A 21,979-nucleotide genomic window follows, 5' to 3' on the forward strand; every position below is an offset into this window, starting at 1 on the left:
CCGTTGAATGCTTCGGGGAAGTTGGATCGGAAGTTGTTGCCGGAGCCGGTGTTCGAGGTTGCGGTGTTCCGGGCTCCCACTACCGAAGCTGAACTACTTGTCGCAAGCGTCTTTTCGGAGATTCTCGGTGTCGAGCACATCGGAGCGGACGACAGCTTCTTCGAGTTGGGTGGCAACTCATTGGTCGCAGCGAGGGTTGCTGCTCGGCTGAGCGCAGCAGTTTCCGTGGAGGTCCCACTGCGACTCATCTTCGCTACTTCGACGGTCAGCGAACTTGCAGAACGAATTGCACTCGGAATTCGGGTGGGCTTCGATGCGAAAACCGATGATGCACTACGAACGCTTCTGCCGCTGAGAACGACAGGGAGCGATGTGCCGTTGTTCTGTGTTCATCCACTCGTTGGACTGGCGTGGCCTTTTGCGCCGTTGGCGGCTGTTGTGGACCGTTCGATTCCGCTTTATGGATTGCAGAGCCCTGTTCTGACTGATGAGGCATTCCAAGGACGATCCCTTGACGATTACGCGGATCGCTACGTGGATGAGATCACCCGGGTTCAGCAGTCAGGCCCGTACCGAATTCTCGGTTGGTCGCTCGGCGCGATCATTGCTCAAGCGGTTGCGGCGAAGATGGAGGAGCGAGGCGAGATCGTTGAGGCGTTGATCTTGTTGGACGGTTCGCCGGAAACACGCGACGAATCAGAGCACGCTGTCCAGGTGCGCGCTGAGTTGGCTGCAATGGGGATTGTCTTCGGCGAGAACGAAAAGCTCGATGAATTGTCGGTCCAAAGGTCTGCAGAGATCTTGACGGCTGTCGACGGAGAGAGAATCGGACTCGATGCGTCTGCGATCAAGCGGTTGCTCACAAGCATTGCGATTTCGGCGAAGCTGATCAACGCCCATCGGCCGCAGTCGTTCGGGGGGCCGATCACCTTCGTGAGTTCGTTGGATCGTTCGGACGCAAAGCAAGCCGATAAGGTTTGGGGTCCGTACGCGCAAGGAGAACTGACGGATGAATTGGTCGACGTTCACCACCTGGAGATGATGTCTCCTGAAGGCGTTCGCGCTATCGGGCTGATCATTGAGCGTGTGTTGCGCGGTGGCGCCGCTGATTGATCAACCGGCGTATACGAGCCTGGTCGGGCGACGGCCAGGCTCGTATGCTTCGCTCTTCGTGATTGGCCTTGTAGGAGGTCATGTTCACCCGTGACAGCGCACGCTTGTCGATCGGAGTTTGTCGAGCGTGCGATTTCGACCGCTGCGGCTGACCATCTCGACGTCTGGGGCAGCTATGCGCAGGGGATCGGCGTGAATTCCGGATCGAGCGCGGATTTTACGAGGTCTAACGAATGCGCGTCACGAACCAGCCCCGCATGCGAGGCAGTGTTGCCTGGGCATCCATCCTGGACCCAGACGTTGTTTACAACGGAATTGGGGCCTGCGGTAAGGAACGAAGCTTCCGGAGGGGTTGAAATCTGGTCGTGAGCGGTCGCGATTACGGTATACGTAACTCCCGGTTGGGTTTCCGAGCCCGCATTGAGCTCAGTCAACAGCGGTGTCCCTTGAAGTTGTTGAACACCGGCTGGTCCCCAAATCGCCTGAACCAAGAGGTCTCCAGGAAGCCCCATATCTGAGAGTTGTATGGCGTTTGCTTGCAAGCCGCCGAAGGTCGTTCCGTGGTTGGTAGCGCCGAGGGTGACCAGAGAATGGACGGCGTTTTTCGACGGATCTTCCGGAGTCGAACCACCGTCGAACTTCAGGTACTGGCGAGCGACGACTCCCCCTTGGGAGTGGCCTACGAGATCCACCTGGCCTGCACCCGTATGACGGCGAACTGAATCAACGAAGGTTGCAAGCTCTTTCGCTGAAGTCGCAATGTCCCTGATACCCCATTGGAGAGCGTTGGGATTGAAGATTTCCCGTGCCCCTCCATAATTGAGAGCAAATACGCAGTAGCCGAGATCAGCAAGTTGCGGGGAAAGTTCAGCCCAGGTATCAACCATGTTCGCGGTTGTTCCATGGATGAGAACTACCGGACGAGGATGATCGGCGCTCGGAACGCAATTCCAGTTGTTGGAGCCCGCCGGCGATGGACCCATAGTCGCGAAACCAGGGCTGGGTTCTCGATCATCCGCCAGGGCACTAACTGAGGTGCCAGACAGCAGGAAACACGTTCCCAGTACGACCAGCATGATCCGAATGAACCGCACCGCTGATTCCTCCTATGAAGCTAATCGGTGCCTCGTGCTGGAGTTGAAGCCAGCACGAGGCACTTGAATCAGACGCCCAGAGACTGTGCGATGAATGGCCAGGACTTGTGTAGATCGTCTTGCCAGTAGCCCCATGAATGGGTACCTGTTGGTCGGAAATCCACTACTGCCGGAATATTCAGTTCGAAGAGCCGCTTCGCCATGTTGGAGGTACACAGGTTGGTTGCAAGCTCGATCGGACTGCCGACAACGATCTGGTCGAACATCGCAGCGCGGCCGTCCTGGATGCGCGGATTAGCAGGGGTGTCATTGGGGAAACCGGGGAGCCCGCTGCCGGTGCTCATGTAAATCTGTGTGCCACGCAGCTTCTCAGCGTTCACAAGGGGGTCGTGTTCCCGCCAACCGGGGCCGTCGAACGGACCCCACATGTTCTGCACGTCGTCAACGCCGCCGATCCACTCCGTGGTGGTCTTGACGAACTGCTGGCCGAGCGGATCGCTGGTCTGAGCACACCCGCTGAATGCGGCAACGGAGTTGTAAAAACCTGGGTACTCGATCGCCAGGTTGAGCACAGAAGTACCCGACATCGAGATTGCTGCAATCGACTGTTCGCCATTGCTGCCAAGTTGCTTGTTCAGCAACGGGGGGAGCTCCTTACCCAGAAAAGTGCTCCACATGTTCTTACCAAGTTTCGGGTCTTCCTTCTGCCAGTCGGTGTAGTACGACAGGCGTCCACCAACTGGCGTCGCGACGTTGACGTTCTTGTCCTGGAAGAAGTCGACGACATCGGTCTGGTACTCCCAAGTAGCGGAATCTTGTCCACCACCGGCTCCGTTGAGCAAGTACAGGATGGGACGGGGCGCGGAGTCATCGGCAGGAGTGATGACCTGAATTGGAACAACGCGGTCCATCGACGCCGCGTATACATTCACGATCTTTTGGCGATCGTTCACTTGCTCGACTGAGACGACGTAAGAACCACTCGTGACGGGCTCCACCGAATCTCCGCCGCCCTGGTGAGCGACAGGCGACGCAGTTGCGATACCGGCCGGAACCAGAGCGCACACCATCGTCACCGCGGCGACACCGGTAGCGCGCTTCCACATGGACTGCCTTGTACGCGTCAAGTTAGATACCTCTCGTTGCGTGGCACGGGTACATCGATGCTCATCCCTGGTGCCACTTGTTTCTCGAACTGTGAAGTCGGTTTGCGGTCTGTATTCGTTACGACATCGCCGCGGCGCGTCGGTATCCCCGAATTGCTGGGTAGACGAAGACCAGAATCATGCCGATGGACCAGATCAGCGTCTTGACGAGGGGTTCCGCCACAGGACCGCCCAACGACAGCCCTCTCATCGTGTCGATAGCGACGGACATCGGTTGCTCTGCCACCACTGGTTGAAGCCACTTCGGGTAGGCCATCACAGGGACGAATCCGGAATTGAAGAACATCAATAGTGTGCACGAGATGGATACGATTTCGACGAGCGGCAAGTTGTCGGAGACAGTGGCCAGGGCCGTCACCATCATGGCAAAACCGACGCCGAAAATGACGGGCAACGCCAAGATCGCGAAGGCCGCCAGCGGACCTTGATTGAATCGGAACCCCAGCAGATAGCCGACGCCGAGAATCACGATTGACGTGAGAAGAACTCGGACTGCTTCTGCGATCATGCGTCCGACGAGACTCGAGGCGCGATGCGCGGGGAGCGTCCAGAATCGACTCAGCAGTCCGGATGCGCGTTCACCTTTGAGGCCGACGGCGCTCGCAATCGACCCGAACATAGCGCCTACGAGGATGATCAGTGGAACTGTCCCGAAAATACTCGACTGGCCGGTTGCTGCTGTAATCGAATTGCCCAATACGACCCGGAACATGAGCAACATGAATGCTGGGTATATGAGGGCTTGAATGGCCGTCGACGGATCTCGCAGCCAGGTGAGCAACAGGCGTTTAGCCTGAATCCCACTGTGCACGACCAGCGCCTTGAACGAGTTCTCGGGGAGCGCTTTGTCCGGGTAAGGGAAGTTGAACCCCTCGACCGGGCGGACTACAGCCATGAATCGATCTGTCGGCTCGCTCATGACCGCCTCATACTTGCCCAGAACGCGAGTGGCGCGAACACGACGATCAACCCGATAGTCCACGCAACGACGGGAAACAGGACGCTCCAGGTGACTCCGCCTTGTGCAAGATCACGCATGGCGAATGAAAACTGCGATACCGGTTGATTGCGTACAAACGGCCGAATCCACTCGGGAAAGCCGGTCTCGGGCGCAAAACCGCAGGACAACATCCCCAGAATCAACTGTGGCAATGTCAGCGCTTGACTGGTGGCCTGCGGGCTCTTCGACAGTGAGCCGATGGCGTCACCAGCGAAGGACAGGCAGGTGCTGAACGCCAGGGCGACAGCGCAGAACAAGACGGCCTGCCCGACTCCGGCTGAGAATCGAAAACCGATCAAGTGGCCGAACGCCAATGCGGCAGCAAGCGAGACTGTTGATCTGACGAACCCACTGGATTGACGGGACAGCAGCGGGATCGGGCCGACGACCGGCATGGTTTTCATCCGGTTGCTGAAGCCGGTGATCGATTCGGTCGAAGACATTTGAGCAGCCGAGATCGATGTGAATGCCATCGCCTGCAGGACAATGATCGGCATCAAGAACTGCGCGTAGTTGATCCCTTGAAGTTGCATGACGAACTTCAAGGGAAGGTAGAACCCGATCGTGAAGATCAGCGGTGCGATGACTGCAACGAGCAGCTCATAGCGCTTGACCATCGATTTGACGGTGCGTGCAGTCAGCACCCACCACTGATTGATCGCTGATGGATGCGGTCGGCGGTGCTTTCCAACGCTTAAAGCCTCGGGGACTGCAATCTTGCTGCGACTGTCCCCGCGGACAGTCACTTGATCGACCCCGAATTTTGTAGTTGTCGTCACGGCGTCTCGCTTACGTGCTGTTCACCTGTGAGTGAAAGAAAGACGTCATCGAGTGACGGGCGACGAAGCGCGATGTCTGCAAGCGGAATCCGTGCGTGGTCCAGACGACGCAGCGCTTCGGAGAGGGTTCCTGCGCCGACAGGTGCGGGGATAGCGATGCGCCCGCTTTCTTGTGCCAGATCGAATCTGAAGTCGCGGGGGACCAGATTGCCCAGGGCATGGACCGCATGAGGCAGCTGTTTGAGATCTGCGGGCACAATCTCGCAGAAGCTTGCGCCGGTTCGCGCCTTCAGCTGGTCAGCAGTCCCCTCAGCAATGACTGCGCCTTTGTCGATGACGATGATGTTGTCGCTCAGTAAATCTGCCTCTTCGAGGTACTGAGTTGTCAGGAGCACGGTGATTCCCTGCTCCTTCAGTGACTGGACCAGCGACCAGACGCTCTGCCGACTGCGCGGATCCAAGCCGGTGGTCGGCTCGTCGAGGAAAACGACCTCGGGGCGAACAACCAGGCCACACGCGATATCGATTCGTCGGCGCATACCGCCGGAGTAGTTCCTCACTACTCGAGATCCTGCTTCGACGAGGTCGAATTGAGAGAGCAGGTCGGCAGCGCGCACCTTCGCGGACATTCGGTCGAGCCCCATCAACCTGCCGAACAGTTCGATGTTCTCCCGGCCGGTGAGTGAATCGTCCAGGGCGGCGAACTGCCCGGTCATCATGATGGAGCGTCGAACCTCGGGAGCATTACGCACTACGTCGTAGCCAGCCACCATCGCGCGTCCACTGGTGGGACGAATGAGCGTGGAGAGGACCTTCACCGTCGTTGTCTTGCCTGCGCCGTTGGGACCTAAGATGCCGAGCACTGTCCCACGTGGGGCGGTGAAGTTGATCCCTCGCAGCGCGTGCACGTTCTTGAAGGACTTGTGTACGTCCTCCACTAGTACCGCTGCGTCCGTGGAAAAGGGCATCAACACTCCGCTGTCTGCATTGTCGGAACGGGCACGCGCTCCCGACGGGCGCACAGATGCCTTCTGTCTTCTATCCGTGATCTCCGCTCAGATGTTACCGGAGGGTCAAACCGACACTCGGGCAATCGGACGCGTGAGAGGGAGTATGTGGCTCCTGCCAGCAACTCTCACCTTCGATTTCACCTTGTGGCAAGAATCACAAATTTTCTTTGTAACGTAAAGATCTCCTCTAATTGAACGAATGACCAAATAGAATTTCAGCGCATCTGCGCAGGTGGGTATTCGGTTGCGCGGACCGGAGGTCTTTGAATTGACCGGTGACGAAAGTCCCCCGATTCCTTCCGGTTGGTCCCCTGGGCCCGCTGCTCGATGTCTTGTGGAGAGATTCGCGATACCGTTGGGAAATGGCGAACGCGACGTTGTCGGTGGTTGTTCCGGCTTTTAATGAATCTGAATACATCGAAACGTGCATCGAAGCGCTCATTGCTCAAGGTGAATATGTCGACGAAATCATCATCGTTGACAATAATTCCTCGGACAACACTTCCGAGTTGATCAAGAAGTATCAAAGTAGTTGTCCCAAGGTTCGGCTTCTCAAAGAATCCCGCCCCGGGGTGGTGCATGCGAGAAACAAAGGGTTTGACGCGGCGAGTGGAGAAATTATCGGACGTATCGACGCGGATACGATCGTGGGGGAAGGCTGGGCCGTTGCGGTTCACGAATTCTTCGAGCGTCGCGACGATTTCTCGGGCGTAACTGGCCTGACTTACCTTTATGAATCTCCGATCGCCGGCCTTCAGCGCCGATGGACGAATTGGCGACTCGGTCGCGGGGTCCAGGGGGCGGTTCGGCCCGTTGTTGCAGTTCCAGGCAGTAACATGGCGATGCGTCGGTCGGCTTGGTTGGCCGTTAGGGGTGCGGTCAGCGATCGAACCGACATTCACGAGGATATCGATCTATCCCTCTGCATGGCGCATGTTCGTTGCGCAGTGGGGCAGATCTCGAGCATGGCCGCAAAGGTTTCGGGTAGACGTGGAGTTAGTTCGCCGCGAGTGTATGCACGATATAATCGAGCATCGAAGAAAACCCTCGAGCATCATGGTGTATCGAATTGGAAGTTAACATTCTTGATTGCAGCGGACAGTATTCTGCATGCAATCTTGTGGCCTCTTTATCGAATTTATGACAAGGATTCCGGACAACTCTCGTCTCGGGTCTTGGGTCGGAGGCAGCGGGCGCGGGATCTTCCCGTCTTTTCTTGATAAATCCGTCCGGTATTTATTCGAGAACGCTCGTGTCTAGCTGAAAAATCGGGAGTGCCCGATAATTGCGGACTATTGCTGGTTCTCGTTCGTTGCGAACTATTTCTTTTATTGCACGGGATTAACTGGCAGAATATTCATCTGCAGCGATTGTTACTTCTGGTGTAACTTGTAGCTTTTGGAACAGGGACGTTATTCCACTGTAGTCCTGCACGAACAGTTCGTTGTGCGGTTCCAATGCGACATCGTCGAGCATCTTCCGTCCTCCAGGTATGGCTTCAATTTCCATGATTGCTCGCCACGCGCCGAAGTCGGTCCCGCTGAACGCATGCATTGCGTCCTCGAAACCTTCGAGTAGATAGCTGCGATCTCCACCACCCAGGGAATCCCAGACCAGGACGGCTAATTCCCCGGCAATCGAGGCATGGCAGTACTCGTCGCGAGCGTGCAACCGGATTGTCGCGCGGTTGATCGACTGAACGCCCGGGTCGTCCGAGATGAGGTCGAGGTATGCGGTGATCGACACCTCGGCGACGGTCATGAACGCCAACTGTGTCAGGGCGATCTTGCGAGGCCCCTCGGCTGCGTCGAGAGCTTGCGCCCGCGTGCGGACCGTCAGGACGTCTGGCAGTGCCTTCGCCGGCAGCCCCCAGCCCCTGCCTCGACGGGTCGCTGAACTGGCATTGAAGTGCATGAGCGTGTGATATTGCTCGTCGACCATCGCCTGATTGACGGCCACTGCAGCCCAATCTCCGAGACCGACGCCGAGTCGGTCTTCGGCGAGAACGTCGAAGCCGGGATTGACGACGTACTTCTCGATGTCCATGACGTTCTTGTTGAACGCGATCCATGCCCAGGCTTGCAGGCGTTGCTTCTGCTCGGGGCTCAATGCCAGGTAGGTCGGATGCTCCGCGAACGGGAGAAGTGCTTCGGGGTAGTCGGACAACGACGAATCGAAGAGATCGTCCAGTTCCGGCTCCGCCTTCTTCACGGTTGCCCGGCGCGCCCAGTTGCTCGCAAGGCGGCGGACGATTGCACTCTCGACCGGATCCGAGGCGTCGTACTCCGGGAGGCTGGGCGGACTCACTCCGGGTCTCATCGTTCCCTACTCTCTGTGCCCTTCGGCAATGCGATCGAACAAGCTCTGGCACTCCGCGTTCAATTCGCCGGAGTGATCGTCGAGCGCTGCCTCGGCGGTTTTCATCAGCGTCGTGAAGTCGCCGAGCGTCTCGGCCGCCGTGTCCACCTGTGAGGTGGCATCAAACAGTGCTTTTCGTGTCGCACCTGCATGCGGATTGCCCGCTTGTACGTCCCAGTACACCTCCGGTTCGCCGCCGGCTATCCGCGCCAGGAGCGCGAGCAAGGTCCGATGCGGGGGAGGGGCGACCGCGATGAGTTCGTCCGCGGAAACTCCGAGTTCGGCCAGGGCAACGCCGAAAGCCAGCACCGACGCGTGTGTCAGAACCTGGGTAGCCGCGGCCAACCGGTCGTGACGATCGGCGTCCATCACCGCGACCGACGCTCCCCACGAGCGCACGATGTTGAGGAATCTGTCGGACTGCGGACCGCCGACGTACGGCACTGCGATGACGGCCCGACCGCGCGGTCCGAGCGACGGACGGAACATGGGGTTGAGTCCGAGGAACTCCCCTTCTCGGCCGGCGTCGGCGATTGCTGCGTCCATCCGCGATTTGACCGACAGCGTGTCCACAACGAGAGCGCCGGATGTCCGAAGGCTCGGTAGTGCGGCTAGAGCGACCTGTTCGGGAACCGCGAGCACGATGATGCGCGAGGACTCCACGTGCGCGAGGACTTGCTCACTGGGTTTCGTGATGTCTCCGACGACTACATCTCCGTCGGGATCGCTGCCTGCTGGGTCGACGACGGTGACGGTCGACCCCCCGGCGCGAAGCAGTTCGACGAACATGGATCCGACGGCACCCAGCCCGCCAACAACCGTCGCTGTGCCTGATGCCGCCGTCATGGCTGGATCTACCCGCCGTACTCGAGGACCCGCGAGGACACCGCGTCGAGCGCACGGAGCAGCGTGGACGCCTTGACCGTGGTCTCGTCGAATTCTTCTTCCGGATCGGACAACGCTGTGATGGCACCGCCGATTCCGAAGGTCACGCCGCTCTCGGTGCAGACCAGCGACCGGATCACGATCGAGAGGTCCGCGGCGCCACCGAGCGCGAAGTACCCGATCGATCCCGAGTAGACCCCACGTGGGCCTGATTCGAGGCGGTCGATGATCTCCATCGTCCGTACCTTCGGGGCGCCGGTCATCGATCCACCGGGGAACGCGGCACGCACACAGTCCACCGCCGACGACCCCGGACTCAGGTGTCCGCGCACCGTCGACACCATTTGGTGAACGGACGAGTACGACTCGATCGCGAACAGCCTCGGAACGTGGACACTTCCCGGAACGCAGACCTTGGTGAGGTCGTTGCGGGTGAGGTCCACGATCATCAGGTTCTCGGCGCGGTCCTTCTCGCTGTCGAGCAGGTCCTGCCGTAGGGCAGCATCACGCGCTCGGGTGACGCCGCGCGGGCGGGTCCCTTTGATCGGCTTGGACTCGACGTTGCCGGCCGAGTCGACACGAAGGAACCGCTCAGGCGAGGCCGAGACCACCGAGATACCGGTGAAGTCGAGAAGTGCGCTGTACGGCGTCGGATTGATCGAGCGCAGATACTCGAACGCCTGCTGTGCATCGATCGTCTCGTCGACGCTCGCCATGTTGGTCAGACACACCTCGTAGGACTCACCTGCCCGGATCTCCGAGAGGGCCGTTCCGATCAACGACAGGTACTGATCGCGATCATGCCGAAGGCGAGCCTGCGTCCAGACGGTGTCGCTGATCAGCGGAACGGGGGTGCGTTCCGGAAGGTCCGCGCCGATCCGCGCCAGGGTGTCGACGGTCGATTCGAGCCAATCGTCATAGCCGGCGTCCCGGACTTTCTCGCGCAACCTCAAAACGTGAGTGCGGCCCGCGGTGTGATCGATGACGACGGCGCGATCGGCAAACACCAGAGCGGCATCAGGAGTGGGTGCCGGATGGACTGCCCTTCCTCCGGTCTGTGCTTTCAGTTCGTAGCCGAGGTAGCCCACGTAGCCGAGGTTGAAGTCGAGTTCCGGATGCGAGGGCACGAAGCGTGTCGAGAGTTGTGCGTCCAAGTAATCGAAGAAAGGAACTCGAATGTGCTCGTCGGACAAGCCTTTTCGGCTGACAGTCAGTACCTCGGCTTGCACGTCGTACGTGATGAACTCGGCCAGCGGCCCCGACGAATCGCCGAGAATCGAAAAGCGCGCACTCGGCTCTGCGGTTGCCGCGCGGTCCAGCCAGAACGCGTTCGGGCCGTCGGCGAACAGTGCTGCATAGGCCGCCGACGGGTCCACTGCAAAATCGAGAGTCACGTCGTCGACGTCGTAGTTGATCGCCGGCCGCAGGTCGGGTGTTTGCGGAACAGGTTCGGGTCGGATCACCGAATCCAGAGTGCGTCCGACGGACAGATCGCGGAAGTTCGCGAGCAAATCTATGCCGAACTCGGTGCTGATGGACTCCGGATGGAACTGAACTCCCCACATCGGCTTGGTCCGGTGCCGGACACCCATGAGCAGACCGTCGGACGTCCACGCGGTACGAACGAAGGCGTTCGGCAGATTCTCGACGGTCAACGAGTGGTAGCGAACAGCTCGGAACGGCGACGGAAGTCCGGCAAAGATGCCCGAGCCGTCGTGATCGATCAGCGAAATTCGGCCGTGCATCGGGACGGGCGCAACCACCACGTCCGCGCCGAACAACTCGCACAGGCCCTGGTGGCCGAGACAGACACCGAGAAGTGGGAGAGGCGCTTCTTCGATGAAACGGCGGCTGATTCCGAAATCACGGTCGCGATCCGGCCGGCCGGGACCTGGGGAGATGACCACGTTGTCGTACGACGCGAGATCGAGGGAATCCCAATCCGCGTCGTTGCGGACCACGGTCGGCACAACCCCGTTGACCTCGGTCAACAGGGTGAACAGGTTGTAGGTGAACGAGTCGTAATTGTCCACCAGAAGGGTGCGGGAACTCATGTCGATGATCCTGATCTCGGTCCGACGGATTCCCGAACAGTGTCCTCCTCCTCAACAGGTGCGTTGATCACCAGGTCTTCGAGTCGACAGGTCTCGGCAATCATCAGCTCGTACAGGGCGTTGAAGAAGTCGGGGGAGAGGTCGTGTCTACGGGCGAATTCACGCGCCCGCTCCTGCACGAGGCGGACGCGGCCGGGTTGCATCATCGGAACCTCGCGTGAGCGCTTCCACTCGCCGATGCGCAGGCAGAGTTCCAGCCGCTGCCGCACCGTCTCGAGAAGTAGAGCGTCGATGGCGTCGAGGTCGCGCCGGAAGCTGTCCAATCCCTCGGCCTCGTCCGGATACGACGAGGTCTGCGTGCCTGCTTCGGAACTCGTTGTGGTCAAGAACTCTTCCACGAGGCCTCCCGGTGCTCGGCGTGACGCGAGGTCGACAATGTGGTGCCCGGAACGCAACCCACCTCCGGACACCGGCACCCCGACCGACCATCGCCGTTCGGGGAGGTGTTCCACGATCGTCATTCGCCGAAACCTGCGGTGGTGCCTAATTCTGCGAAACCTGTTTAGCGGGCGAATCAGGTTGCGATGCAGGCGGGTTTGTGAGTGCCTACTTGGGGGAGACCCAGGTGGTGATTTCGGCGTGGACTACTTCCTTGCCGCCACGGTCGAAGATCGAGATGGGAACGAGAAGTTCCGTGCCACTCTCGATCGCCGCGAAGTCCGGCAAAGTCTCGAGTCGGGCGACCGCCCGCAGGCCGGTCTCGGCCTTGGCGAGGTAGTCGACCTTCATGGACTTGGGGATCCAGCGGTGCGAGTTCGGAACCGTCGCTTCGCTCAGCATGCCCATTGCGACCTCCGCGAGATTGCAGGCAGCGATCGCGTGAAAAGTGCCGAGATGGTTGTGGACGCCCCACCATTTGGGGGAGCGGACCTCGCAGAGCCCTGGTTCCAACTTGGTCACCCGGGGGAGAACAGAGGCGAAATAGGGCACGCGAATGGACATCGCCGCCGAGAAAACTGCATGTCCGAGCGCGTTGTCCGGCAATTTCTGCCATCCGCGATAGGTAGGGCTGGAGGTAGTCATAGGCGTATCTTACTTCTGAGTAAGGTTGTTGTCGCGCAGCTCGCTCGGAAAAGGCAGTTCGGGGGAGTTGAGGATTTGGGCCAGGTACGGCATACTGGTCGGGTTGCCTTGTCCGGGACGCGGTCGATTGCGGCCGTGATCGGGTAAGGGTAAGACGTCACAGACGATCGATCGCAGATCCCGTCAGGGTAATCGGGTCAACGACTGTGACCATGCAAGACGAGAAGTAATGCAGGACGGAAGCAGTACCTACTTTGTGTTCGACATCGAACACGTCCGGTACGCATCACGCGCCAGATAATCGAAAGATTGTCCGGCGCAGGATGAGTGAGAAGGCGACACGCCCGACCGCGTGTACCGGAGAACAATGACAAACGAACAGCGGCAGCAGATCCTGATCTCGATCCGAATCTCGGTACTCCCGAGAACTTGGACTTGGTCCCGATCGCTTCAGTGTTCGTCGTGTCATCGTCCAGGCAAGGACTGTGCAGACGAGGTAGCTCGAGCCTGACCAGGCGGGCTACGAAACGCGGCAAGAAAAGGACACTAAGCGTGGCGGGACAAAAGATCCGCATCAGGCTCAAGGCCTACGACCACGAGGCGATCGACGCGTCAGCGCGCAAGATCGTCGAGACGGTAACCCGTACGGGTGCCCGCGTCGTTGGACCTGTGCCGTTGCCGACCGAGAAGAACGTATATTGCGTCATCCGCTCGCCGCACAAGTACAAGGACTCGCGCGAGCACTTCGAGATGCGTACTCACAAGCGGCTGATCGACATTCTCGACCCGACGCCGAAGACGGTTGACGCGCTCATGCGCATCGACCTTCCGGCCAGTGTCGACGTGAACATTCAGTGACGGCGGAGACAAAAACAATGACTGATACCAAGATCAAGGGAATCCTGGGCACCAAGCTCGGCATGACCCAGGTCTTCGACGAGAACAACCGGGTTGTCCCGGTCACCGTCGTGAAGGCTGGGCCGAACGTCGTAACCCAGATCCGTACCGAAGAGCGTGACGGCTACAGCGCCGTTCAGCTCGCGTTCGGCGCCATCGACCCGCGCAAGGTGAACAAGCCGACTTCCGGCCAGTTCACCAAGGCTGGTGTGACCCCGCGTCGCCACGTAGTGGAGCTCCGCGTTGCGGACACCTCCGACTACGAGGTCGGCCAGGAGCTCACCGCCGAGGTCTTCGAGGACGGCGCATACGTCGACGTCACCGGAACCAGCAAGGGCAAGGGCTTCGCCGGAACCATGAAGCGTCACGGCTTCAAGGGACAGGGCGCGTCGCACGGTACCCAGGCTGTTCACCGCCGCCCGGGCTCCATCGGTGGCTGTGCAACTCCCGGCCGCGTGTTCAAGGGCATGCGCATGTCCGGACGCATGGGTAGCGACCGCATCACGACGCAGAACCTCTCGGTCCACAAGGTGGATGCAGAGAACGGCCTGCTGCTGATCAAGGGTGCGATCCCCGGCCGCAAGGGCGGCCTCGTGATCGTCAAGAGTGCAGTGAAGGGTGGTGCACGGGCATGACCAGCACCGAGACCAAGTTGACCCTGGACGTCAAGGTCGCCGGCGGCAAGACCAACGGCACCGTCGATCTCCCCGCTGAGATCTTCGACGCTCCGGCCAACATCGCGCTTCTCCATCAGGTTGTCGTCGCGCAGCTCGCAGCTGCTCGTCAGGGAACCCACTCCACCAAGACCCGCGGCGACGTCCGCGGCGGTGGCAAGAAGCCGTACCGCCAGAAGGGCACCGGCCGCGCACGCCAGGGCTCGACTCGCGCACCGCAGTTCGTCGGCGGCGGAACCGTTCACGGCCCGCAGCCGCGTGACTACAGCCAGCGCACCCCCAAGAAGATGAAGGCAGCCGCTCTTCGCGGAGCCCTCTCTGACCGCGCACGCAACGAGCGCATCCACGTCATCACCGAACTGGTTGCAGGGCAGACGCCTTCGACCAAGGGCGCAATCGCGTTCCTCGGCGAGATTTCGGATCGCAAGAAGCTGCTGCTCGTCGTGGGTCGCCAGGATGTAGCCGCTTGGAAGAGCGTGCAGAACCTGGAAGGCGTGCATCCCATTGCACCCGACCAGCTCAACACCTACGACGTGCTCAATGCAGACGATGTCGTGTTCAGCGTCGAGGCACTCAACGCGTTCATCCACGGGCCCGCAGAGAGCGCTCAGAACAAGGAGGACGCCAAGTGAGCACCATCGCTGACCCCCGCGACATCCTGCTCGCTCCGGTCATCTCCGAGAAGTCCTACGGACTGATCGAGGAAGGCACCTACACCTTCCTGGTGCACCCGGACTCGAACAAGACGCAGATCAAGATTGCCGTCGAGAAGGTCTTCGGCGTCAAGGTGACCAGCGTCAACACCGCCAACCGTCAGGGCAAGCGTAAGCGGACCCGATTCGGTTACGGCAAGCGCAAGGACACCAAGCGCGCGCTCGTGACCCTGTCCGCTGACAGCAAGCCCATCGAGATCTTCGGAGGACCGGTCGCGTAAGCGCCGGGACTTGACGAGACATAGAGGACGAGAAGACTCATGGCAATCCGTAAGTACAAGCCGACAACACCGGGCCGTCGTGGCTCGAGCGTCTCGGACTTCGCCGAGATCACTCGGTCGACCCCCGAGAAGTCGCTGGTTCGCCCGCTGCACGGTCGCGGTGGACGTAACGCACACGGTCGTATCACCACCCGTCACAAGGGTGGCGGACACAAGCGTGCATACCGACTGATCGATTTCCGTCGCAACGACAAGGACGGCATCCCGGCAAAGGTCGCTCACATCGAGTACGACCCCAACCGCACAGCAAACATCGCACTCCTGCATTACGCAGACGGTGAGAAGCGCTACATCATCGCCCCCAAGGGCCTGGTGCAGGGTTCACCGGTCGAGTCCGGTGCAGGCGCCGACATCAAGCCGGGCAACAACCTGCCGCTGCGCAACATCCCGACTGGTACCACCATCCACGGTGTGGAACTGCGTCCCGGCGGCGGAGCCAAGATGGCTCGTTCCGCAGGCGCCAGCATCCAGCTCCTCGGTAAGGAAGGCAGCTACGCCACGCTGCGTATGCCTTCCGGTGAAATCCGTCGCGTCGACGTGCGCTGCCGCGCATCCGTCGGCGAGGTCGGCAACGCCGAGCAGTCGAACATCAACTGGGGCAAGGCCGGCCGTATGCGTTGGAAGGGCAAGCGCCCGACCGTTCGTGGTGTCGTGATGAACCCGGTCGACCACCCGCACGGTGGCGGCGAGGGCAAGACCTCAGGTGGACGCCACCCGGTCAGCCCGTGGGGTAAGCCTGAAGGCCGTACCCGCAAGAACAAGGCAAGCGACAAGATGATCGTCCGTCGCCGCCGCACCGGCAAGAACAAGCGCTAGGAGGGAGTGAAGGATGCCACGCAGCCTTAAGAAGGGCCCGTTCGTCGATGACCACCTCCTCGCGAAGGTGGATGTACAGAACGAAAAGGGAACCAAGCAGGTCATCAAGACCTGGTCCCGTCGTTCGACAATCATCCCGGACTTCATCGGCCACACGTTTGCAGTTCACGACGGCCGCAAGCACGTCCCCGTGTTCGTTTCCGACTCCATGGTCGGACACAAGCTCGGAGAGTTTGCACCGACCCGCACGTTCAAGGGTCACATCAAGGATGATCGGAAGGCGAAGAGGCGATGAGCAACACCGAAACCGCCAACCCGACTGCCAAGGCTGTAGCGAAGCACGTTCGCGTTACGCCGATGAAGGCACGTCGAGTTGTGGACCTGGTCCGCGGGCGCTCGGTTGAAGACGCCCTGAACATCCTGAAGTTCGCGCCGCAGGCAGCGAGCGAGCCGGTCGCCAAGGTGATCGCCTCCGCAGCAGCCAACGCCGAGAACAACCTCGACCTCGACCCCAGCACGCTTGTCGTTGCTACGGCGTTCGTGGACGAGGGCGCGACCCTCAAGCGGTTCCAGCCGCGTGCACAGGGACGTGCGTTCCGTATTCGCAAGCGCACCAGTCACATCACCGTGATCGTGGAGAGCCTGCCGAAGACCGGAACATCGACCCGTAATCGCCGGAAGGGAAGTGCTCAGTAGTGGGCCAGAAAATCAACCCGCACGGCTTCCGTCTCGGCATCACCACCGACTGGAAGTCTCGCTGGTACGCAGACAAGCAGTACGCGGAGTACGTCAAGGAAGACGTCGCGATCCGTAAGCTCCTCGCCACCGGCATGGAGCGCGCAGGAATCGCGAAGGTCGAAATCGAGCGCACCCGTGACCGTGTTCGCGTGGACATCCACACTGCACGTCCGGGCATCGTCATCGGCCGCCGCGGCGCCGAAGCCGATCGCATCCGCTCCGAGCTCGAGAAGCTGACCGGCAAGCAGGTTCAGCTGAACATCCTCGAGGTCAAGAACGCAGAAGCTGAAGCACAGCTCGTCGCACAGGGTGTGGCCGAGCAGCTCTCGAACCGCGTTGCCTTCCGTCGTGCAATGCGCAAGGCCATCCAGTCGGCCATGCGTCAGCCCAACGTCAAGGGAATCCGCGTTCAGTGCTCCGGTCGTCTCGGCGGCGCCGAGATGTCCCGGTCGGAGTTCTACCGCGAAGGCCGTGTGCCGCTGCACACGCTTCGTGCGGACATCGACTACGGCCTCTACGAGGCCAAGACCACCTTCGGTCGCATCGGCGTCAAGGTCTGGATCTACAAGGGCGACATCGTCGGTGGCAAGCGTGAGCTCGCCGCCAACACGGCCGCACCGGCCGGGGATCGCCCGCGTCGTGAGCGTCCGAGCCGTCCGCGTCGTTCCGGTGCCACCGGTACCACTGCGACCAGCACCGAGGCCGGCCGCGCAGCGACCGCAACCGCCGATGCTCCCGCAACTGAACAGAATCAGGAGGGCTGACGCATGTTGATCCCACGGCGGGTCAAGCACCGCAAGCAGCACCACCCGAGCCGTTCGGGTGCCGCCAAGGGCGGTACCCAGGTGACCTTCGGTGACTACGGCATCCAGGCTCTCGAGCCTGCCTACATCACCAACCGGCAGATCGAGTCCGCTCGTATCGCCATGACTCGGCACATCAAGCGTGGCGGCAAGATCTGGATCAACATCTTCCCGGATCGCCCCCTCACGAAGAAGCCGGCCGAAACCCGAATGGGTTCCGGTAAGGGTTCGCCCGAGTGGTGGATTGCCAACGTCAAGCCCGGACGCGTTCTGTTCGAGATGACATACCCCAACGAGGAGATTGCTCGTGAGGCCCTGCGCCGCGCGATGCACAAGCTCCCGTGCAAGTGCCGGATCGTGACCAGAGAGGAGCAGTTCTGATGGCTACTGGAACCCCAGCAGCAGAGCTCCGCGAGCTCAGTGAAGACGAGCTGGTCACCCGGCTCCGTGAGTCGAAGGAAGAGCTTTTCAACCTTCGTTTCCAGATGGCTACCGGCCAGATGGACAACAACCGACGACTGCGCACCGTTCGTCACGAGATCGCGCGCATCTACACCGTCCTGCGTGAGCGTGAGCTCGGACTCGCTGTGGGTCCGGATGCAGGTGACGCGGCATGAGTGAGGAAAAAGCAGTGAGCACAGAAGAGCGCGCGAGCCGTAAGGTCCGTGTCGGATACGTCGTGTCCGACAAGATGGAAAAGACGATCGTGGTCGAGCTCGAAGACCGCGTCAAGCACAAGCTCTACGGCAAGATCATCCGCCGTACGACCAAGGTGAAGGCGCACGACGAGAACGGCGTTGCCGGCGTCGGCGACCGCGTTCAGCTGATGGAAACCCGTCCGCTGTCCGCGACGAAGCACTGGCGTCTGGTCGAGGTCCTCGAAAAGGCCAAGTAAGCCTGATCGAATCCTCGAGCTGATCGAGTATCACCGAATGGCCCGCTTCCCCTTGGGGGAGTGGGCCATTCGGCTTTCCGGGGGCTTTCGGGGCTTTCCGGGCGAAGGGTTCGAGTTGCGTCGAGTACGGCTGATTTGGTATTCGGTGAACCCTTCCCTACAATAGAACGGTTGCCTGTGGCAGAGGTGTGTCTTCACGTGCGCAGCTCGAACGGTGCTTGCAGTGATCGTCTCCCGACGTCAGTCGGTGGGACTGCAGCTCAGACACGACGCAGGTGGCAACAATGACCGCGCGCACCGGGTCGGTAATCCGTTGCGCACGAAATTCCAGGTCTAGGGAGATCAAGTGATTCAGCAGGAGTCGCGAGTTCGCGTCGCTGATAACACGGGTGCCAAGGAAATCCTTTGCATCCGCGTTCTCGGCGGTTCGTCACGTCGCTACGCCGGGATCGGTGACGTCATCGTCGCCACCGTCAAGGACGCAATCCCCGGTGGAAACATCAAGAAGGGTGAGGTCGTCAAGGCCGTCATCGTTCGCACGACCAAGGAGCGCCGTCGTCCGGACGGTTCCTACATCAAGTTCGACGAGAACGCTGCAGTGCTCATCAAGGCTGACAGTGATCCCCGTGGAACCCGCATCTTCGGACCCGTCGGCCGTGAGCTGCGCGAGAAGAAGTTCATGAAGATCGTTTCGCTTGCCCCGGAGGTGCTGTGATGAAGGTGCACAAGGGTGACACCGTTCTGGTCATCGCCGGCAAGGACAAGGGCGCGAAGGGCAAGGTCATTCAGGCCTACCCCGCGACCGACAAGGTCCTCGTCGAAGGCGTGAACCGAATCAAGAAGCACACCGCGGTTTCCGCGAACGAGCGCGGAGCATCCTCCGGCGGCATCGTCACGCAGGAAGCCCCGATCCACGTTTCCAACGTTGCAGTCGTCGACTCGGACGGAAACCCCACCCGCGTGGGCTACCGCACCGACGAAGAGTCCGGCAAGCGCGTTCGGATTTCCCGGAAGAACGGGAAGGACATCTGACATGACCTCCACCGAAAACAAGGTCCAGCCGCGCCTCAAGGCACGCTACCGCGCTGAGATCAAGGACGCGCTCAACAGCGAGTTCGACTACTCGAACGTCATGCAGATCCCCGGCGTCGTCAAGGTTGTCGTCAACATGGGCGTCGGCGACGCTGCCCGTGACGCCAAGCTGATCAACGGCGCTGTCCATGACCTGTCGCTGATCACGGGCCAGAAGCCCGAGATCCGCAAGGCACGTAAGTCTATCGCGCAGTTCAAGCTCCGCGAAGGTATGCCCATCGGTGCACGCGTCACCCTCCGTGGTGACCGCATGTGGGAGTTCCTGGACCGCCTCGTGTCTGTCGCTCTGCCCCGTATCCGCGACTTCCGCGGTCTCTCGGGCAACCAGTTCGACGGCAACGGCAACTACACGTTCGGCCTCAACGAGCAGTCGATGTTCCACGAGATCGACGTGGACAAGATCGATCGCCCCCGCGGCATGGACATCACCGTCGTGACCACCGCAACCAACAACGAAGAAGGCCGTGCACTGCTCAAGCACCTCGGCTTCCCGTTCAAGGAGAACTGAGCGCATGGCTAAGAAGGCATTGGTCAACAAGGCCAACAAGAAGCCCAAGTTCGCGGTTCGCGCCTACACCCGCTGCCAGCGGTGCGGTCGCCCGCACTCGGTGTTCCGCAAGTTCGGCTTGTGCCGTATCTGCGTTCGCGAGATGGCTCACGCCGGCGAGCTTCCCGGAGTTCGCAAGAGCTCTTGGTGATCTGAGGCCCTCGGGCTTCGTCACACCACGCATGTGAATGGGCGTGGGTTCCTTTGGAACCCACGCCCATTCGTGGTTTTCATCGAGATGTGAATCGTGCCGATCCTGAAAAGAACTGCCCCGCTGCGACTCTGGTTGAAAGCGATCATCGTTCGTCGGTGTCGTTCTTCGGTGCCGAACGAGCAGTTCAGATTTCGGGGTGCGTCGATAGCTTCCCGATCGCATCCTTCGGGCGGCAGTGGGGGAGGCGACATGGGATCCCGGTGGACACCTGCGCCGAAGTTCCCTACACTAGAGCGGTTGCCGTGGCTGACGCATGCGTTCAGCTCGGTGCGGTAACTTACGCCGTCTGACACAAGTCGGACGGCCCAGCCGAATTGCTGGAGGCCCACGATCGGATTCGTCCGGTGTTGCATGGGAACCACAGCGAGAAAGGTGTCGAGGTCGACCTATGACCATGACTGACCCCATCGCAGACTTCTTGACGCGTCTGCGCAACGCCAACACGGCGTACCACGATGAGGTGAAGCTTCCCCACTCGAAGATCAAGGCGAACATCGCCGAGATCCTCAAGCGCGAGGGCTACATCTCCGATTTCCGTACCGAAGACGCAGAGGTCGGCAAGACCCTCATCGTCGATCTGAAGTACGGTCCCAGCCGCGAGCGTAGCCTCGCCGGCGTGCGTCGCGTTTCCAAGCCCGGTCTCCGGGTTTACGCGAAGTCCACCAACCTGCCCAAGGTCCTCGGAGGCCTCGGCGTGGCCATCATCTCCACGTCGTCCGGTCTGCTCACCGATCGCCAGGCGGCCAATCAAGGAGTAGGCGGGGAAGTCCTCGCCTACGTCTGGTAAGGGAGGCCACCACAATGTCGCGTATTGGAAAGATTCCGGTCACCGTCCCCGCGGGCGTTGACGTCACGATCAGCGGCCAGGATGTCACCGTCAAGGGTCCCAAGGGCACCCTCGCGCTGACCATCTCCGAGCCCATCGCAATCGAAAAGGCAGAGGACGGCTCGCTGAGCGTCACGCGCCCCGACGACGAGCGTCGTAGCCGCGCGCTGCACGGTCTGTCGCGGACCCTGGTTGCGAACATCATCACCGGTGTCACCGAGGGTTACACGAAGAAGATGGAGATCCACGGTGTTGGTTACCGTGTGGCACTGAAGGGCAAGGACCTCGAGTTCGCGCTCGGCTTCAGCCACCCGGTGCCGATCGAGGCTCCTGAAGGCATCACCTTCGTCGTCGAGTCGCCCACCCGGTTCTCGGTGTCCGGCATCGACAAGCAGAAGGTCGGGCAGATCTCGGCCAACATCCGTCGTCTCCGTCGTCCGGACCCGTACAAGGGTAAGGGCGTGCGTTACGAGGGTGAGCAGATCCGCCGCAAGGTCGGAAAGACGGGTAAGTGATATGAGCCAGACTGCAAACCAGAAAGCCAAGCGGATTCCGCTGGGCAAGGATGCGTCCACCAAGCGTCGTCTCTCGAAGACGCGTCGTCACTTCCGTCTCCGCAAGAAGGTCTCCGGCACGCCCGAGCGTCCCCGCTTGGTCGTCAACCGGTCCTCGCGCCACATCCACGTCCAGCTCGTGGACGACCTGGCCGGCCACACCCTGGCCTCCGCGTCGACCATCGAAGCAGACGTGCGCGTGGCAGAAGGCGACAAGAAGGCTGCGAGCGCGAAGGTCGGTCAGCTGATCGCCGAGCGCGCCAAGGCTGCCGGCGTGGAAGCAGTTGTCTTCGACCACGGCGGACACGGCTACCACGGTCGCATCGCGGCCCTGGCAGACGCGGCTCGCGAAGGCGGGTTGAAGTTCTGATGACCAACATTTTCAAC

At 60.7% G+C, this 21,979-nt stretch carries 30 protein-coding genes; 20 read left to right on the forward strand and 10 right to left on the reverse strand.

The window, feature by feature from the left end; genetic code table 11:
- The coding region (locus PCS43_RS09055; protein WP_270923020.1) for a thioesterase domain-containing protein at positions 1–1,113 on the forward strand (1,113 nt) is incomplete at its 5' end.
- A gap of 173 nt (positions 1,114–1,286) precedes the next feature.
- Here PCS43_RS09055 and PCS43_RS09060 read toward each other — a convergent pair.
- The 5 genes from PCS43_RS09060 to PCS43_RS09080 form a co-directional block, all read right to left on the reverse strand.
- Positions 1,287–2,189, reverse strand: a complete 903-nt coding sequence (locus tag PCS43_RS09060; RefSeq protein ID WP_307848882.1) for an esterase/lipase family protein — start codon at positions 2,187–2,189, stop codon at positions 1,287–1,289.
- Between the two features lie 86 nt (positions 2,190–2,275).
- Positions 2,276–3,313 (reverse strand): alpha/beta hydrolase, encoded by a 1,038-nt coding sequence (locus PCS43_RS09065; protein ID WP_209911538.1) that lies wholly within the window; start codon positions 3,311–3,313, stop codon positions 2,276–2,278.
- Positions 3,314–3,431: 118 nt separating this feature from the next.
- The gene (locus tag PCS43_RS09070; protein WP_209908052.1) at positions 3,432–4,292 is read right to left on the reverse strand and encodes an ABC transporter permease; all 861 of its coding nucleotides are present in this window, start codon (positions 4,290–4,292) and stop codon (positions 3,432–3,434) included.
- Complete coding sequence (locus tag PCS43_RS09075) at positions 4,289–5,152, reverse strand: ABC transporter permease (RefSeq protein WP_209908055.1); 864 nt, start codon at positions 5,150–5,152, stop codon at positions 4,289–4,291. The genes PCS43_RS09070 and PCS43_RS09075 overlap by 4 nt, the downstream gene beginning before the upstream one ends.
- Positions 5,149–6,120, reverse strand: coding sequence for a daunorubicin resistance protein DrrA family ABC transporter ATP-binding protein (locus PCS43_RS09080; protein ID WP_020969036.1), 972 nt, complete (start codon positions 6,118–6,120; stop codon positions 5,149–5,151). The genes PCS43_RS09075 and PCS43_RS09080 overlap by 4 nt, the downstream gene beginning before the upstream one ends.
- A 404-nt stretch (positions 6,121–6,524) precedes the next feature.
- Between PCS43_RS09080 and PCS43_RS09085 the strand changes: the two genes are divergently transcribed.
- The gene (locus tag PCS43_RS09085; RefSeq protein ID WP_204855600.1) at positions 6,525–7,382 is read left to right on the forward strand and encodes a glycosyltransferase; all 858 of its coding nucleotides are present in this window, start codon (positions 6,525–6,527) and stop codon (positions 7,380–7,382) included.
- 121 nt (positions 7,383–7,503) lie between these two features.
- On the opposite strand, the gene PCS43_RS09090 is transcribed toward PCS43_RS09085, so the two are convergent.
- The 5 genes from PCS43_RS09090 to PCS43_RS09110 all read right to left on the reverse strand — a co-directional run bounded on the left by PCS43_RS09090 (position 7,504) and on the right by PCS43_RS09110 (position 12,542).
- Entirely contained in the window at positions 7,504–8,481 is a 978-nt protein-coding gene (locus tag PCS43_RS09090; protein ID WP_209908057.1) for a diiron oxygenase, read from the reverse strand.
- Positions 8,482–8,487: 6 nt separating this feature from the next.
- A complete protein-coding gene (locus PCS43_RS09095) occupies positions 8,488–9,366 on the reverse strand; it encodes a prephenate dehydrogenase dimerization domain-containing protein (RefSeq protein WP_209908059.1) in 879 nt (292 codons plus the stop codon).
- 8 nt (positions 9,367–9,374) lie between these two features.
- Positions 9,375–11,459 carry an aminodeoxychorismate synthase component I gene (gene pabB / locus PCS43_RS09100; RefSeq protein WP_007728560.1) on the reverse strand — a complete coding sequence of 695 codons (2,085 nt, stop codon included), beginning with the start codon at positions 11,457–11,459 and terminating at the stop codon, positions 9,375–9,377.
- Positions 11,456–11,980, reverse strand: coding sequence for a chorismate mutase family protein (locus PCS43_RS09105; protein WP_019747551.1), 525 nt, complete (start codon positions 11,978–11,980; stop codon positions 11,456–11,458). Before PCS43_RS09105 ends, pabB begins: the two co-directional genes overlap by 4 nt.
- Before the next feature lie 85 nt (positions 11,981–12,065).
- Positions 12,066–12,542 carry a hotdog fold domain-containing protein gene (locus PCS43_RS09110; RefSeq protein WP_003940943.1) on the reverse strand — a complete coding sequence of 159 codons (477 nt, stop codon included), beginning with the start codon at positions 12,540–12,542 and terminating at the stop codon, positions 12,066–12,068.
- Positions 12,543–13,094: 552 nt separating this feature from the next.
- Between PCS43_RS09110 and rpsJ the strand changes: the two genes are divergently transcribed.
- From rpsJ to rplR, 18 genes are all read left to right on the forward strand, one after another.
- Complete coding sequence (rpsJ, locus tag PCS43_RS09115; RefSeq protein WP_003938093.1) at positions 13,095–13,400, forward strand: 30S ribosomal protein S10; 306 nt, start codon at positions 13,095–13,097, stop codon at positions 13,398–13,400.
- 17 nt (positions 13,401–13,417) lie between these two features.
- Positions 13,418–14,074, forward strand: a complete 657-nt coding sequence (rplC, locus tag PCS43_RS09120) for a 50S ribosomal protein L3 (protein ID WP_003940826.1) — start codon at positions 13,418–13,420, stop codon at positions 14,072–14,074.
- Positions 14,071–14,745 (forward strand): 50S ribosomal protein L4, encoded by a 675-nt coding sequence (gene rplD, locus PCS43_RS09125; RefSeq protein WP_003940723.1) that lies wholly within the window; start codon positions 14,071–14,073, stop codon positions 14,743–14,745. The genes rplC and rplD overlap by 4 nt, the downstream gene beginning before the upstream one ends.
- Positions 14,742–15,047: a 50S ribosomal protein L23 gene (gene rplW / locus PCS43_RS09130; protein ID WP_003940990.1), complete on the forward strand. Its 306-nt coding sequence runs from the start codon at positions 14,742–14,744 to the stop codon at positions 15,045–15,047. Before rplD ends, rplW begins: the two co-directional genes overlap by 4 nt.
- Positions 15,048–15,086: 39 nt before the next feature.
- A complete protein-coding gene (gene rplB, locus PCS43_RS09135; RefSeq protein ID WP_003940895.1) occupies positions 15,087–15,923 on the forward strand; it encodes a 50S ribosomal protein L2 in 837 nt (278 codons plus the stop codon).
- Between the two features lie 13 nt (positions 15,924–15,936).
- Positions 15,937–16,218 carry a 30S ribosomal protein S19 gene (gene rpsS, locus PCS43_RS09140; protein ID WP_003940820.1) on the forward strand — a complete coding sequence of 94 codons (282 nt, stop codon included), beginning with the start codon at positions 15,937–15,939 and terminating at the stop codon, positions 16,216–16,218.
- The gene (rplV, locus tag PCS43_RS09145; protein ID WP_003940717.1) at positions 16,215–16,619 is read left to right on the forward strand and encodes a 50S ribosomal protein L22; all 405 of its coding nucleotides are present in this window, start codon (positions 16,215–16,217) and stop codon (positions 16,617–16,619) included. The genes rpsS and rplV overlap by 4 nt, the downstream gene beginning before the upstream one ends.
- The gene (rpsC, locus tag PCS43_RS09150; protein WP_003941003.1) at positions 16,619–17,425 is read left to right on the forward strand and encodes a 30S ribosomal protein S3; all 807 of its coding nucleotides are present in this window, start codon (positions 16,619–16,621) and stop codon (positions 17,423–17,425) included. Before rplV ends, rpsC begins: the two co-directional genes overlap by 1 nt.
- Before the next feature lie 3 nt (positions 17,426–17,428).
- Complete coding sequence (rplP, locus tag PCS43_RS09155) at positions 17,429–17,845, forward strand: 50S ribosomal protein L16 (protein WP_003940899.1); 417 nt, start codon at positions 17,429–17,431, stop codon at positions 17,843–17,845.
- On the forward strand, positions 17,845–18,081 hold the full coding sequence (gene rpmC / locus PCS43_RS09160) for a 50S ribosomal protein L29 (RefSeq protein ID WP_003940734.1): 237 nt from the start codon (positions 17,845–17,847) through the stop codon (positions 18,079–18,081). The genes rplP and rpmC overlap by 1 nt, the downstream gene beginning before the upstream one ends.
- Entirely contained in the window at positions 18,078–18,359 is a 282-nt protein-coding gene (rpsQ, locus tag PCS43_RS09165) for a 30S ribosomal protein S17 (protein WP_003941020.1), read from the forward strand. The genes rpmC and rpsQ overlap by 4 nt, the downstream gene beginning before the upstream one ends.
- A 346-nt stretch (positions 18,360–18,705) precedes the next feature.
- Positions 18,706–19,074 carry a 50S ribosomal protein L14 gene (gene rplN, locus PCS43_RS09170; protein WP_003940951.1) on the forward strand — a complete coding sequence of 123 codons (369 nt, stop codon included), beginning with the start codon at positions 18,706–18,708 and terminating at the stop codon, positions 19,072–19,074.
- Positions 19,074–19,391, forward strand: coding sequence for a 50S ribosomal protein L24 (gene rplX, locus PCS43_RS09175; RefSeq protein WP_003941019.1), 318 nt, complete (start codon positions 19,074–19,076; stop codon positions 19,389–19,391). Before rplN ends, rplX begins: the two co-directional genes overlap by 1 nt.
- A gap of 1 nt (position 19,392) precedes the next feature.
- Positions 19,393–19,959 carry a 50S ribosomal protein L5 gene (gene rplE / locus PCS43_RS09180; RefSeq protein WP_003940924.1) on the forward strand — a complete coding sequence of 189 codons (567 nt, stop codon included), beginning with the start codon at positions 19,393–19,395 and terminating at the stop codon, positions 19,957–19,959.
- 4 nt (positions 19,960–19,963) lie between these two features.
- Positions 19,964–20,149, forward strand: a complete 186-nt coding sequence (locus tag PCS43_RS09185) for a type Z 30S ribosomal protein S14 (RefSeq protein ID WP_003940698.1) — start codon at positions 19,964–19,966, stop codon at positions 20,147–20,149.
- Between the two features lie 451 nt (positions 20,150–20,600).
- Entirely contained in the window at positions 20,601–20,999 is a 399-nt protein-coding gene (rpsH, locus tag PCS43_RS09190; protein WP_003940873.1) for a 30S ribosomal protein S8, read from the forward strand.
- A 14-nt stretch (positions 21,000–21,013) separates the two neighbouring features.
- Entirely contained in the window at positions 21,014–21,553 is a 540-nt protein-coding gene (gene rplF / locus PCS43_RS09195) for a 50S ribosomal protein L6 (RefSeq protein WP_003940970.1), read from the forward strand.
- 1 nt (position 21,554) lies between these two features.
- The gene (rplR, locus tag PCS43_RS09200) at positions 21,555–21,962 is read left to right on the forward strand and encodes a 50S ribosomal protein L18 (protein ID WP_003940996.1); all 408 of its coding nucleotides are present in this window, start codon (positions 21,555–21,557) and stop codon (positions 21,960–21,962) included.
- Positions 21,963–21,979: the final 17 nt, after the last annotated feature.

Source organism: Rhodococcus sp. C-2 (assembly GCF_027854095.1).
GTDB classification, from domain to species: Bacteria; Actinomycetota; Actinomycetes; order Mycobacteriales; family Mycobacteriaceae; genus Rhodococcus_F; species Rhodococcus_F qingshengii.

Coding starts and splice junctions, on each gene's coding strand:
- PCS43_RS09060 (WP_307848882.1), bottom strand. CDS start 2,189: ATGCTGGTCGTACTGGGAACGTGTTTCCTGCTGTCTGGCACCTCAGTT.
- PCS43_RS09065 (WP_209911538.1), bottom strand. CDS start 3,313: ATGTGGAAGCGCGCTACCGGTGTCGCCGCGGTGACGATGGTGTGCGCT.
- PCS43_RS09070 (WP_209908052.1), bottom strand. CDS start 4,292: ATGAGCGAGCCGACAGATCGATTCATGGCTGTAGTCCGCCCGGTCGAG.
- PCS43_RS09080 (WP_020969036.1), bottom strand. CDS start 6,120: ATGCCCTTTTCCACGGACGCAGCGGTACTAGTGGAGGACGTACACAAG.
- PCS43_RS09085 (WP_204855600.1), top strand. CDS start 6,525: ATGGCGAACGCGACGTTGTCGGTGGTTGTTCCGGCTTTTAATGAATCT.
- PCS43_RS09090 (WP_209908057.1), bottom strand. CDS start 8,481: ATGAGACCCGGAGTGAGTCCGCCCAGCCTCCCGGAGTACGACGCCTCG.
- PCS43_RS09095 (WP_209908059.1), bottom strand. CDS start 9,366: ATGACGGCGGCATCAGGCACAGCGACGGTTGTTGGCGGGCTGGGTGCC.
- pabB (WP_007728560.1), bottom strand. CDS start 11,459: ATGAGTTCCCGCACCCTTCTGGTGGACAATTACGACTCGTTCACCTAC.
- PCS43_RS09105 (WP_019747551.1), bottom strand. CDS start 11,980: ATGACGATCGTGGAACACCTCCCCGAACGGCGATGGTCGGTCGGGGTG.
- PCS43_RS09110 (WP_003940943.1), bottom strand. CDS start 12,542: ATGACTACCTCCAGCCCTACCTATCGCGGATGGCAGAAATTGCCGGAC.
- rplC (WP_003940826.1), top strand. CDS start 13,418: ATGACTGATACCAAGATCAAGGGAATCCTGGGCACCAAGCTCGGCATG.
- rplD (WP_003940723.1), top strand. CDS start 14,071: ATGACCAGCACCGAGACCAAGTTGACCCTGGACGTCAAGGTCGCCGGC.
- rplB (WP_003940895.1), top strand. CDS start 15,087: ATGGCAATCCGTAAGTACAAGCCGACAACACCGGGCCGTCGTGGCTCG.
- rpsS (WP_003940820.1), top strand. CDS start 15,937: ATGCCACGCAGCCTTAAGAAGGGCCCGTTCGTCGATGACCACCTCCTC.
- rplV (WP_003940717.1), top strand. CDS start 16,215: ATGAGCAACACCGAAACCGCCAACCCGACTGCCAAGGCTGTAGCGAAG.
- rplP (WP_003940899.1), top strand. CDS start 17,429: ATGTTGATCCCACGGCGGGTCAAGCACCGCAAGCAGCACCACCCGAGC.
- rpmC (WP_003940734.1), top strand. CDS start 17,845: ATGGCTACTGGAACCCCAGCAGCAGAGCTCCGCGAGCTCAGTGAAGAC.
- rpsQ (WP_003941020.1), top strand. CDS start 18,078: ATGAGTGAGGAAAAAGCAGTGAGCACAGAAGAGCGCGCGAGCCGTAAG.
- rplX (WP_003941019.1), top strand. CDS start 19,074: ATGAAGGTGCACAAGGGTGACACCGTTCTGGTCATCGCCGGCAAGGAC.
- rplE (WP_003940924.1), top strand. CDS start 19,393: ATGACCTCCACCGAAAACAAGGTCCAGCCGCGCCTCAAGGCACGCTAC.
- PCS43_RS09185 (WP_003940698.1), top strand. CDS start 19,964: ATGGCTAAGAAGGCATTGGTCAACAAGGCCAACAAGAAGCCCAAGTTC.
- rpsH (WP_003940873.1), top strand. CDS start 20,601: ATGACCATGACTGACCCCATCGCAGACTTCTTGACGCGTCTGCGCAAC.
- rplF (WP_003940970.1), top strand. CDS start 21,014: ATGTCGCGTATTGGAAAGATTCCGGTCACCGTCCCCGCGGGCGTTGAC.
- rplR (WP_003940996.1), top strand. CDS start 21,555: ATGAGCCAGACTGCAAACCAGAAAGCCAAGCGGATTCCGCTGGGCAAG.